Below are 12,766 nucleotides of genomic sequence, written 5' to 3' on the forward strand. Positions count from 1 at the left end.
AATTGTATACTAAAATACTATATATTTAATTATCATAGTTCTTTTTTATCATATAAAATAATATTATTATAGTTATACATAAAACTATAGTACATGCAAACCCAGCTTCTGGACCAAAAGAACCTCCTGTAAATAACTTTGATCCCACTAATTTTAGTTTCATAAGACTTCCACCACCTGGTTGTAAACCACTTACTTCAAATCCAAATATATTTCCTTGAAAGAAATTCCAAGCAGTATGAAGTCCACAGGCTCCCCATAAGTTTTTTGTCTTTATAACATACAGGGAGAAAAGTATTCCTGTTATAAATAAATTTAAAAATGCAACTAAGCTAGCATTAGGATTAAGCAAATGCATAATAGCAAATAGTAAAGATGAAAATATAACGCCTATAGTAGTACTATTATATTTTGCACCTAATACATTCATAAGCCATCCTCTAACCAATATTTCTTCTGTTGCACCTTGTATCATCCATCCTGGCAAAACCACAATTAACCCAATTATGCTGCTAGTATTTATTCCACTTAATAAATTTATATGACCTGTAACTGTAAGAAGTAATACTACTAAAGAAAATAATATAACACCAACAATAAATCCTAAAATATATTTTTTAATAAATCTATCCCTATAAAATCCCATACCACTAATTCTACGCTTTTCATATTTTTTTACCCAAATAAATACAGCTAAAGTACAGAATAAAAAATCAGTCATTAAAGAAATAGAAAAATATATAGGTGAACTACTGGAAATGTTTAAAACTGATTTTATTATATTAAATACCATAAGCCCTGCTAACTGTCCTACAATTAGAAATAAAAATATTAATAAATATCCAATAATAACATTATATAAATGTCTTGATTTTTTCGCTTCTCTAATTAATTTCGTCTCTGATAAGAACATAAAATTCCTCCTTTTAGGCAATAATGATTTATAAATTTAATTTTTATATTTAAATTACTTACTTTGAATATAATAAATACTTAACATATTAGTATAGTATTTTCAAGATTATAAAGATTTAACTAGTACAACAGGTTAATTTTATAAAAACTAATAGTATAATTTATTCTAATATATTATTTACTTCAATAATGATGGTAAAAAGATAATCCAATCATTTAATAAATGTACAAGGAAAGAAATCCAAATATTTTTTGTTTTAATGTATGGGTAAGTAAGAATTATTCTAGCTATACCTATTCCAAAGACAGCTTGAATAATATTCCAACTGTATGTTTTTAAATGTATTGCGCCAAAAATAACAGATGTAACTATCCATGCTATAATTATTGCTTTTTTTCTAGAAACTTTTAATATGCGAGTACCAAATCGTAATATAATTAAAAATGGTATAATAGTAATTAGTTCTTCTCCTAAAAGCATTGGAATAGTTTTAGCTAATAATAATATAATCTCATAAACTGAACTTGATTCAATAATATGTGAAAGTGGATTTGGTTTAGCACCAAAAAATTTATTTAATAATAATCCTAATATAATATTACAAAAGAAAAGAAATATAACGGTAATTATTACTAGTAATAAATCTTTTCCATCAATTTTTCTAAAAAGTTTTTTCCAATCTGATTTAACTATAATGATAAGAGCACCCAATGGAATAATTATATTAATAAAAGGAGCTAGAACTCCAGGAATTATGCTTCCTGCAAAATCATAAAATATAACACTTCCAATAGTTATTATAAAAAGAAGTATACTTGCTACAGGTGTTAAATTTGATGGCTCATCCTTATAAAATGGGAAATCAACATTTTTATTTTCAAATTTAAAAAAATTATTATTTTTCATATTTTATTTATACCTCCTTATGTTTAATTATAGTAATATATTATCAAAATTATATATCGTGTTTTTTCATTTTTCTTAAATGTTATTAAATTTTTTCACCAATATTTTAATAGCAACGGTCATGAAATGAAACTTCACGCTTATGAAATAAAATTTTGATTTTCTACTCAATAAATATATTTTAGATATAGTTAACAGTACGCATGCAAAATGATATTTATTATAAAAATCTAAATAACACATAAAAAAGCATCTTAAATTAAGATGCTCCTTTTATATATTTTATCCATATTTCTTGAATAAATGTATTCCCTTCAATAGATGTATCTAAAAATATATTTCCATATTTTGTATCTATAATATTTTTCACTGTATATAAACCAAGCCCTCGCCTCTTACCTTTAGTAGAAAATCCTTCTTTATATATTTTATGTATTAAAGGCTTTTCTCCAAAGAAATTATTATGTATGGCTATGACCACATAATTATTTTTATTTGCCACAACTATACTTATTTTGGGATGTTCACATGCTATTGAAGCTTCAATAGCATTATCCATTAATATTCCTATTATTCTACACAAGTCCATTACATTCATTTGTACATATTCAATATTCTCTACAATATTAACACTTATATCTATGTTCATGGACAATGCTTTTATAAGTTTTGTTGATAATATTGCTTTTAAGGCAGAAACTTTAATATATTTAAGTTTATCTATATTGCTATTGCTCCATTTTATACTTTTATCCATGTCAATAATATTGTTATAAAAAAACTCTCTAAGTGATTTCATATCTTCACTATCTATATATTCTTTAAGAGGTACTAGCATGTTCATATAATCATGTTTAAATCTTCTAGTCTCGCTATACATATCCTCTACCATATGAGAATATTCTTTTATTTCATTTTTTTCTTCTGTTTCTCTTATTAGCTTAACTCTATACTCAACACCCTTATCATAATAGTAAACTATGATACTTGTGATTATAATTGATATTAAAGGTAGAACTTCTGGAACAAAGTTTCCCATCAATAATTCTATCTTTTTATTTCCTATTAATGATGTATTATTAAATATAAAAATTGAAAATATCATAATAGTTACTAATATACCTATTCCTATTATTATTCTAAATCTTATTTGTTCTGATGCAATTTGTTTTTTTATATTTAATAAGATACTATTTATAATTAAACATGATAATAATATAACAAATAGCATTATTATAAATTGAATTAATACATGTTTTAATGATTTATTATAATATAAGTTAACCCCTGAAAATGTATATATTAAAGTATATATTGTATTTCCAAAATATACACTATAAATAGTTATTAATATCTTTAGTTGATTTTTATTATTTTTTAGTTGAACAATGGTTATAATGGACAATATAGGAAGTATTATCATGTAAGATCCAGTACCTACAGCCATTCCCACTCCAAAAGAAACCATAAAATTCTTTTTAAAACCACTTATAGTTCTAGCATCTTTATATAACATGTATATTGAAATACAACATAAAATACTATTTAATATTGCTGGTATAATCCAATAACGTAATATCCTCTCAAAAAAAACAGTTAAAGTCATAACAACAATCCCTTCATATATCTAAAGGAAACATAACACTCTTCTTCATTGATCATAATTATCTTGTTGTGTTTTTTATCTATCTCCTTAATCTTATCTTTATTTACAATATATGATTTGTGGCATCTATAAAAATTAAGTGGAAGCTTATTTTGAATATCCTTCAAATTAGCATACATTTCAATCTGTCTATTTTCCTCATGTATTCTTATTTTATGGGGAGTTCCTGTAGTTTCAACAAATAAAATATCCCTTGGTCTAATATTTATTACCCTTGTGTCTGTATCTATTGAAATATACTCTTCTTTATATTGTTGCCTGTGATAAGTATCATAAGCTTTAATAATACAGCTATTTACCCTATTTTTAAAGTCATCATCATCTTTAATTACATAGTCCATAGCTTCTACTTTGTATTTAAAAGCTAAATAACTCATTTCTAAATGAGTGGTTGTAAATATTATATATCCTAGAGAATCTAGTTCTCTAATTTTTTCACCAAGCTTTACACCATTTATATCACTTTTTAAATCTACATCTAAAAGATATATTCCTGTACTATTATTCTCTTTTATATAACTTATTATGTCATTTGGCTCTCCTGTGGAAATAGCTATATTTAAGTCTAACTTTTCCCTTAAAATAGTATTTTCAACAAGTTGCTTAAGCTTTCCCCTTTGAACCTCATTATCTTCACAAATCATTACTTCTAACATTATTTTTCTCCTTACTTAACATTAAAGTTTTGATTATTGTTATATAAACTTTAAATCAATTATATTATAAAAATCACTTGCATTAATTATATTTTCATTATTATAATGTCCTTTATGCATATAATATAGGAAAACATACACATATTACAAGCGTATTGATATTATAAATGGTATCACATTTAATAATAATCATCAATTTTGAATTTATTGCTCACTTCATTAAACCATTTTGCTACAATTTAATTTGCTTATATAATACTTATTAAAAAAATTTATAATGAAACTTAATAACTTTAGTTAGGCAATTTCAAAAGCTAAATTACCTATTGAGACTATATTATACTTATTATGATATATTATCCATATAATATGAAAACACTTGCCCAATTTTATATGATGAATTTTTAAAAACTCTAAGGGATTTTTAGCTCACATAAAATATCTTTTAGTTCAATATTCTGTTTTGATTTTTCATATATAAAGCACACAAGTGCTTTTGCCGTCAGGCTGTTTAGATATTTCTGAGTTTCACCTATAGTCTTAAAATCTCCGTGGTTGGAACTAACTCTAAATAATTCTAAAAAATTATAGATTAAGAATACTATAAGAAAATATCGTTCTATAGACAAAATGCTACGCATTCTATATTTATCAAAAGCTAAATTGCTTTTTAAATATTTATATGAAGTTTCTATAGTCCATCTGTGAGAATAATATTTAATTATAGTTTCTGCATTTAATAAGATGTCGGTAGACAGCAAATATACTGGGTTCTTGAATCCATCATGGGTGACTTCATAGCAAATAAGTATTTTAGCATAAGGGAATTTAGAAACATTACCTTCATAGGTATATACTCTATAGTCCTTACCTTCAACTGTAACAAGGTCTAAGGTGTTAGGACTAAGGAATTTTTCAAATTTTGATAACTGCATTGAAATTCCTAATGGAGATATTTTTCTGTTAGATTTAATTGCTCCTATTAGGTGGTAGCCCTTTGCTAAAGATGCTTCTATTAAATTATTATTTGTATACCATGAATCCATAAGACAATACATTTTTTCACAATTAGATGGAGTTTTAAAAGAAGTTATAAAATTTTTTGCAATATCAATCTTAGATTTAAAATTTTTATTTAAATCTTTGCAAAATTCCTTTTTATAGTAAGGTTTATATTGTAAAGGAATAGATTTATCATTTACAACAAAATTTGAAGTAACCACACAATGTGACCAAATATTTTTGTCTTCTGTATGAGAGTAATTATAAGATAATCCTTGCATTTTCTTTGCTGATTTCTTGGGATTTACAGTATCATCTATAATCAAAAACCCTACGGATTTAGGTTTAATATTATGCTCAAGGAAAAAGTTTAAATAGCTAATTCTATTGTTGTTCAGAAGACTATGGTCCCATTTAGAATGGCTTAAAAATCTATAAATACAACTTTTGTCTTTTGAATGCAACACATTTTTAGCAATTTCAGATAAAGTTTTAGTGCCAGGTAAATTAATTAATCCATTGGCAATATTGGTTAAATGATTAAATTGAGGCTTAGACATTCCATAATTTACATCATTTAAGTAATTGTAAAGTTCATTATTAATGGATACAATATTAGTACTTGGCATACTTTTTACCTCCTGTGTTTATATTTGTATGGTAACTTTTATATAACACAGTGAGAGAAAGTATGCCATATTTATTTTTTGGTAGTTTTACCAATTTAGATTTTTATTTTGCATAACTAAAGTTAATAACTAAAATCAGTAAACAACTACATTCAAATATACTAAAATAAAAAAGAAGTCTTCAAGATTAAAATGGTACCTCTATCTTGAGAACTTCTTTTATTTTTTACTTTTCTATTATTCCTCCTCCTATTAATAAATCCCCTTTATAGAAAACTACAGATTGACCTTTAGTTATAGCTCTTTGCTTTTCTTTAAAATTTACTTTTACCCTGCCATCTTCCATAGGAATTAGTAATGCCTTTGAAGGTGTTTGTGAATATCTAATTTTAGCTTCTATTTCCATAGGTTCTTTTAAACTATCAAAAGGTATGTAATTTACATCTTTAGCTATAAGCTCTGTATTTAAAAGATCTTCTAAATCTCCTAATACTACTTCATTTCTAAAAGGATTTATATCTACTACATACATAGGTTTTCCTAAAGCTAAACCCAATCCTTTTCTTTGACCTATAGTATAGTAAACTATTCCTTTATGTGTACCTAAAACATTTCCATTTTTATCTACAAACTTTCCTTCTTTAACTCTGTTTGGAAATCTATTTTTAATATATCTTCCATGATCATTATCTGGTATAAAGCATATTTCTTCACTATCTTTTTTATTGTGCACTCTAAAACCTATATCCTTAGCTATTTCTCTAATCTTAGTTTTTTTGTATTGTCCACACGGCATCAATGTTCTCTCCAATTGAAACTGTGTAAAATTATAAAGCGCATAAGTTTGGTCCTTTTTATCATCTTCTGATTTTTTTATCACATATCTATCATTTTGCTTTTCTATGATAGCATAGTGTCCTGTAGCGACATAATCTATACCCATTTCTATTGCTTTATCTAAGAAAGAAGAGAATTTTATAAATTTATTACAGGCTATACAAGGGTTTGGAGTTCTACCCTCCATATATTCATCTACAAAATAATCAATAACATTTTTTTTGAAAGCATCTTTAAAGTTCATAACATAAAAAGGTATACCTATTTTATTAGCTACTCTTCTAGCATCTGCTACTGCACTTAAAGAGCAACATGCCCCTTCTTTTTCTACAAATTCCTCATCATCTTGCCAAATTTGCATAGTTACGCCTATTACATCGTAGCCCTGCTGTTTTAAAAGATAGGCTGCTACCGAACTATCTACTCCTCCACTCATACCAACTAAAACTTTCTTTTTCAAAATATACACCTCCTTTATAATTCTATAAAAATAGATAATAAATTTACTTTTTATCTATTTGGGCATTTAAACTTCCCATTTTATAACCTTCTGCATCTATAGTAACATATTTAAATCCTAAATCTTTAAGACTTTTTGATACTTTATCCAAAGTTTCTTCTCTAAGCAAATTCCCTCTTTGTTTTTGGGGCACTTCTATTCTTGCTAAATCTCCATGACTTCTTACTCTTACAGCTCTGAACCCTAATTTCATCATATATAGTTCTGCCTTTTCTATTCTATCCAAATCTTCTTCTTTTATTTTTTGATTGTAAGGAATTCTAGACAAAAGACATGCATAAGCTGGTTTATCCCAAGTTTTTAAACTTAGCTCTTTAGATAAATCTCTTATTTCTTCTTTATTTATAGAGTTTTCTAACAATGGACTTTTCACGCATAATTCCTTTAAAGCCCTCATACCTGGTCTATAATCTTTAGTATCATCTACATTTGTTCCATCTATTACATATTTAATACCTTTTTCTTTTGCTAATTCTTTTATTTTACTAAATACACCTTTTTTACATATGTAGCATCTGTCCTCTGGATTAAACCTTATTTCCTCAATCATTGGTACTTCTAAAAAATATGATTTTACTCCTATATTTTGGGCAAGTTCTTTAGCTTCTTCTATCTCCCATTTTGGAATATAAGGAGACACTATGGTAATAGAGACTGCCTTATCACCTAGGGCTTCTTTTGCCGCTTTTAGCAATAATGTACTATCTACTCCTCCAAAAAAAGCTACTGCTACACTATCTAATTCTTTTAAATAACTAATAAGATTATTATACTTATAGTTCATTTTCATATCATCCCCATCTTACTTGTTTTTTACATTTATATGACTTCCAATATATATTATAAAAATAATACATAAACACATTTTCATATAATAACAAGATTTTAAGACTCAGTTATATAGGTCTATATAATAGTTTATATAATCTGAGTCTTAAACTCACTTTACTATTTTTTTTAATTTTTCTAGTACATACTCCACTTGTTCTTCTGTATTTTTATCCCCTAGGGTAAATCTTATAGTTCCTCTAGAAAAATCTTCATCTATTCCTATAGCTGAAAGTACATGAGATGGTTCTAAGGCCCCTGCTGAGCATGCACTTCCTGCTGAAGCACATATGTCTTCATTATCTAACATCATGAGTATTAATTGTGAATCCATATCTTTAAAACTCACATTTATATTTCCACTTAGTCTTTCTTTTCCTAAGGCACCATTTATCTTTGTACCTTTTATCTTTAAAAGGCCATTTATAAACTTATCCCTAAGTTTTTCTATTCTATCATTGTCAGACTTGCCTTTTTCCTTTATTAATGAAATTGCTTTTCCAAAACCAACTACAGCTGCTGGATTTTCCGTTCCTGCTCTTTTTCCTCTTTCTTGACTTCCACCATGAAGAAGGTTATGAATTTTTGTTCCTTTTCTTATATATAAGGCCCCAATTCCTTTTGGCCCATATATTTTATGAGCTGTTATAGTCATTAAATCTGTATTCATATCTTCTACATTTATAGGCGTGTGCCCTAAAGCTTGAACTGCATCTGTATGAAATAAAACTTTATGTTTTCTACATATATCACCTATAGATTTTACATCTTGTATTGTACCTATTTCATTATTAGCTGTCATAATAGAAACCAATATTGTGTCTTTTCTTATATTTTTCTCCAATATATTTAAATCTATTTTACCATAGCTATCCACAGATAAAAATGTTACATCAAATCCATTTCCTTTTAAGTATTTGCAACTATTTAAAACTGCTGGATGTTCTATAGAAGAAGTTATTATATGTTTGCCTTTGCTTGTATTCGCATAGGCTGTTCCTTTTATAGCCCAATTATCCCCCTCAGTTCCACCAGATGTAAAAAATATTTCATCTGACCTTGCTCCTATAAAATCTGCAATTTCTTCCTTAACTTCATCTATGGCAACTCTTATATTATTAGCCATATTATATATAGAAGAAGGATTAGCATAGTATTTTGTTAAGTAAGGCATCATACACTCTAATACTTCTTCCTTTATATAAGTAGTTGCTGCATAATCCATGTATATTTTGTCTTTCATATAATCACCACTATTTTTTATTTTATTATTTGTAAATATACATTTTATATTAATATTTTTTTAACTATATATTTATAACATTAAACTAAATGAATAAAATCATTATTTGCTTTTCTCTGTAACATTTTCTCCAAACCACTTTTTAGATATTTTTGCTAATGTTCCATCTTTCCTCATGCTATCTAAAGCTTTATTTACTTTTTCTATTCTTTCTTTATTTTCTTCTTTCTTTGCAAAAGGATAAGCATTTTCCATTTCTTCTATAGGTTTCCCTGCTAATTGTAAATTTAATTTTGATTTTTGTATATTTGTAAGACATGCTAATCTATCCTCTATTAAAGCATCAACTCTACCTAAATCTACATCTTGAAACATTCCGGGAAAACTACTGTATTGTTTTGTTTTTATATTTCCGCCTTTATTATTATAGTCTTCTATAGTCTTATAATAATTAGTTCCTACTTGAGTAGCTACAGTTTTTCCTTCCAAATCTTTTAAAGATTTTACATTATTATTTCCTTTTTTTACAGCTAACTGAACTCCTGAATAAACATAAGGTTTTGAGAAGTTATATTTTTCTTTTTTCTTATCTGTAACAGTAATTTCATTAGCCACAGTATCTATTTTACCTGTATCCAACATACCCATAATACCTGTCCATTCTGCCACTACAAATTCTGGTTTATATCCTGTTCTTTTACCTATTTCCTCCCAAATATCTATTTCAAATCCCTGTACTTTATTGCTATCCTTTTCCACAAATGTAAATGGATAATACTGTCCTGATGTTCCTATTTTTATTGTAGTATTCCCTTCTGCTTCTTTATTTTTAGAAGAACATGCTGTTAATACTACTCCTAATGCTATAACTAATAAAATACTTACAAATGATTTTTTTATATAATTTGTTTTCAATGTTTTTTCCTCCATGTATTTATATTAAGCCTAATATGCTTTTGCCATTTTTGTTTCTAATACTCTTTGCATAAAATTAAATAATTCTATCATCCCCCAATATATTAAAGCTACTGCTAAATAGCTTTCAAAAAACCTATAGCTAGATGCTGCATTCATTTGGGCTTTTGATAATATCTCTGCAACTCCTACAGTAAAAGCCAAAGATGAACTTTTTAAAAGATCAATAAAACTATTGCCTAAAGAAGGTATTGCAATTCTAGAAGCTTGAGGTAAAATTATTCTCTTCATAGCTTGGAATTCAGTCATTCCTAAGGATAATGCAGCCTCCATTTGTCCTCTATCTATAGACATTATTGCACCCCTTATTATTTCCGCCATATAAGCAGATCCATTCATACTTAATGCAATTACTACTGCCATATATGCAGGTATCTCTTTAAATGAGGGAATAATTTGAGGCATACCATAGTAAAAAAGGAAAAGCTGTATTAGGATAGGTGTTCCTCTAAAAAAAGATATATAAACTTCACTTATTCTATAAATACCTTTAATCTTATACATTCTTATTATGGCCAATATAACTCCTAATGTAACAGCTATAATCATAGATAAAACAGCTATAGATAAAGTTATATGAGCATATTTTAAAAGAACTCCTACTGATTGTAATAAATATTTTTCATCAAAAATTTTCAATTTTTTTCTCCTATTCTATGGTTTTATCATTAATTATTATTCAAAAATTCCTGTAGATAAATATCTTTGACCTGTATCTGGAAGTAACACTATTATATTTTTACCTTGATTTTCTGGTCTCTTAGCTATTTGTATAGCCGCATATATTGCTGCTCCTGAAGATATACCTACTAATAGGCCTTCTGTTTTTGCTACATGTTTTGTTGATTCAAATGCCTCTGTGTTAGACACTTTAATTATTTCATCTAAAACATCTGTATTTAAAATACTTGGTACAAAACCTGCTCCTATTCCCTGAATCTTATGTGGTCCTGGATTTCCTCCTGATAAAACTGGTGAATCTTCTGGTTCTACTGCTATTATTTTTATATTCTTATTTTTTTCTTTTAAATATTCTCCTACCCCTGAGATTGTTCCACCAGTACCTACTCCTGCTATAAATATATCTACTTCTCCTTCTGTATCATTCCAAATTTCTACCCCTGTAGTCTTTTTGTGTATAGCTGGATTAGTCTTATTTTCAAATTGTTGTGGAACAAAAGAGTTTTTATATTCTTTTGATAGTTCTACTGCTTTTTCTATAGCTCCCTTCATTCCATCCTTTCCTGGTGTTAGAACTAATTCTGCACCATAAGCTTTTAATATAACTCTTCTTTCCACACTCATGGTCTCTGGCATGGTTAATATAAGTTTATATCCTTTAGCCGCTGCTACAAAAGCAAGTCCAACCCCTGTGTTACCACTAGTAGGTTCTATTATTACTGTATCTTTGTTTATTAATCCTTGTTTTTCTGCTTCCTCTATCATTGCAAATGCTATTCTATCTTTTACACTACTTGCTGGATTAAAATATTCTACTTTAGCTATTATATTAGCCTTTAATTCATTTTCTTCTTTTATTTTGTTAAGTTCTAGTAATGGTGTATTCCCTATTAATTCTGTTAAATTTTTATATATTTTTTTCATAGTTATTTCTCCTCTCAATGTTTATTATTAACATACAGTATGAGTTCACATATTAGTTTGCTAGGTTTAAACTGAAAACTTTGTTTTTAATTTCTACGGTTTCTTTATAAAATATACACTGACTACACATTAAACCATCCCCTTTTAGTCCAATTATTCACATGTGTTTACTAGGTATTTATATTAAAATAAACCGTACTACAATATTATATGTAGTACATTATATTTCCATTATCTGATGCTTTATAGGCTTCTACTAAATCTTGTAATGTTATAGAATCTACTACTCTTTCTATACTTTCATTAATTCTATCCCATAAATTTGTTTTAATAGATTTTTCCATTCTATTATTTAAATAGTTATCATTTAATTCTACAACAGATAGATCCCCTTCAAGAGCTCTTAATATTTCACCTGCAGTTATATGTGCTGAATCCTTTTCTAACACATAACCACCTTGAGCTCCTTTTCTACCTTTTATTAAATTATTTTTTCTTAACAAGGAAAATATTTGTTCTAAATATCCTTCCGATATGTTTTGTCTCTCAGAAATACTTTTCAAAGTAACAACTTCTTCAGTAGAATTTATAGCTAAATCTACTATAGCTTTTATTCCATATTTTCCTTTAGTGGATATCTTCATAAAATCTCCTCTTTCATAGTATTCCTATCTATTTACTATGATTATATTACTTTCATTAATATATGTCAATATTTTTTAAAATTTTTCACTTTTACTATTGAAATTGATTTTCATTTGCTGTATACTTATTATCATAAGAAACAATCACATATAATTAATTGAAACCACACAAAGCTCTCTTTGATTTATAGTGAATATTTTTCTAGATTTAAACCTCCTACTAAATTAAATCTAGGAAGCCCTCCTTACCCATATATTCGCTATAAATTAAAGGGGTGTTTTCAGTTGAATTTTTAATTTACCATATCTAATGTAGATATGTTCACTTAATAATACACC

At 27.0% G+C, this 12,766-nt stretch carries 12 protein-coding genes; all 12 read right to left on the bottom strand.

Annotated elements, in window-relative coordinates; translation table 11 throughout:
• Window positions 1-25 precede the first annotated feature (25 nt).
• Entirely contained in the window at window positions 26-913 is an 888-nt protein-coding gene (locus tag NGI68_RS02390; protein ID WP_251859883.1) for a CPBP family intramembrane glutamic endopeptidase, read from the bottom strand.
• Between the two features lie 180 nt (window positions 914-1,093).
• Entirely contained in the window at window positions 1,094-1,822 is a 729-nt protein-coding gene (locus tag NGI68_RS02395; RefSeq protein ID WP_251859884.1) for a CPBP family intramembrane glutamic endopeptidase, read from the bottom strand.
• Between the two features lie 259 nt (window positions 1,823-2,081).
• Window positions 2,082-3,428, bottom strand: coding sequence for a sensor histidine kinase (locus NGI68_RS02400; RefSeq protein ID WP_353505338.1), 1,347 nt, complete (start codon window positions 3,426-3,428; stop codon window positions 2,082-2,084).
• The gene (locus NGI68_RS02405) at window positions 3,425-4,144 is read right to left on the bottom strand and encodes a LytR/AlgR family response regulator transcription factor (protein WP_251859886.1); all 720 of its coding nucleotides are present in this window, start codon (window positions 4,142-4,144) and stop codon (window positions 3,425-3,427) included. Before NGI68_RS02405 ends, NGI68_RS02400 begins: the two co-directional genes overlap by 4 nt.
• 413 nt (window positions 4,145-4,557) lie before the next feature.
• Window positions 4,558-5,775 (bottom strand): IS701 family transposase, encoded by a 1,218-nt coding sequence (locus tag NGI68_RS02410; protein WP_251859887.1) that lies wholly within the window; start codon window positions 5,773-5,775, stop codon window positions 4,558-4,560.
• A gap of 226 nt (window positions 5,776-6,001) precedes the next feature.
• Window positions 6,002-7,072, bottom strand: coding sequence for a tRNA 2-thiouridine(34) synthase MnmA (gene mnmA / locus NGI68_RS02415; protein WP_251859888.1), 1,071 nt, complete (start codon window positions 7,070-7,072; stop codon window positions 6,002-6,004).
• Window positions 7,073-7,115: 43 nt separating this feature from the next.
• The gene (gene larE, locus NGI68_RS02420; protein WP_251859889.1) at window positions 7,116-7,916 is read right to left on the bottom strand and encodes an ATP-dependent sacrificial sulfur transferase LarE; all 801 of its coding nucleotides are present in this window, start codon (window positions 7,914-7,916) and stop codon (window positions 7,116-7,118) included.
• Window positions 7,917-8,072: 156 nt separating this feature from the next.
• Window positions 8,073-9,203, bottom strand: coding sequence for a cysteine desulfurase family protein (locus tag NGI68_RS02425; RefSeq protein ID WP_251859890.1), 1,131 nt, complete (start codon window positions 9,201-9,203; stop codon window positions 8,073-8,075).
• A 102-nt stretch (window positions 9,204-9,305) separates the two neighbouring features.
• A complete protein-coding gene (locus tag NGI68_RS02430; RefSeq protein ID WP_251859891.1) occupies window positions 9,306-10,118 on the bottom strand; it encodes an amino acid ABC transporter substrate-binding protein in 813 nt (270 codons plus the stop codon).
• 30 nt (window positions 10,119-10,148) lie between these two features.
• On the bottom strand, window positions 10,149-10,817 hold the full coding sequence (locus tag NGI68_RS02435) for an amino acid ABC transporter permease (protein ID WP_251859892.1): 669 nt from the start codon (window positions 10,815-10,817) through the stop codon (window positions 10,149-10,151).
• Between the two features lie 36 nt (window positions 10,818-10,853).
• Window positions 10,854-11,783, bottom strand: a complete 930-nt coding sequence (gene cysK / locus NGI68_RS02440; RefSeq protein WP_251859893.1) for a cysteine synthase A — start codon at window positions 11,781-11,783, stop codon at window positions 10,854-10,856.
• Window positions 11,784-11,989: 206 nt separating this feature from the next.
• Window positions 11,990-12,427, bottom strand: coding sequence for an RrF2 family transcriptional regulator (locus tag NGI68_RS02445; RefSeq protein ID WP_251859894.1), 438 nt, complete (start codon window positions 12,425-12,427; stop codon window positions 11,990-11,992).
• Window positions 12,428-12,766 lie beyond the last annotated feature (339 nt).

The sequence above is a fragment of the Clostridium sp. Marseille-Q2269 genome, from assembly GCF_943736985.1.
Classification (GTDB): domain Bacteria; phylum Bacillota; class Clostridia; order Clostridiales; family Clostridiaceae; genus Clostridium_F.

Coding starts and splice junctions, on each gene's coding strand:
- NGI68_RS02390 (WP_251859883.1), bottom strand. CDS start 913: ATGTTCTTATCAGAGACGAAATTAATTAGAGAAGCGAAAAAATCAAGA.
- NGI68_RS02395 (WP_251859884.1), bottom strand. CDS start 1,822: ATGAAAAATAATAATTTTTTTAAATTTGAAAATAAAAATGTTGATTTC.
- NGI68_RS02400 (WP_353505338.1), bottom strand. CDS start 3,428: ATGACTTTAACTGTTTTTTTTGAGAGGATATTACGTTATTGGATTATA.
- NGI68_RS02405 (WP_251859886.1), bottom strand. CDS start 4,144: ATGTTAGAAGTAATGATTTGTGAAGATAATGAGGTTCAAAGGGGAAAG.
- NGI68_RS02410 (WP_251859887.1), bottom strand. CDS start 5,775: ATGCCAAGTACTAATATTGTATCCATTAATAATGAACTTTACAATTAC.
- larE (WP_251859889.1), bottom strand. CDS start 7,916: ATGAACTATAAGTATAATAATCTTATTAGTTATTTAAAAGAATTAGAT.
- NGI68_RS02425 (WP_251859890.1), bottom strand. CDS start 9,203: ATGAAAGACAAAATATACATGGATTATGCAGCAACTACTTATATAAAG.
- cysK (WP_251859893.1), bottom strand. CDS start 11,783: ATGAAAAAAATATATAAAAATTTAACAGAATTAATAGGGAATACACCA.
- NGI68_RS02445 (WP_251859894.1), bottom strand. CDS start 12,427: ATGAAGATATCCACTAAAGGAAAATATGGAATAAAAGCTATAGTAGAT.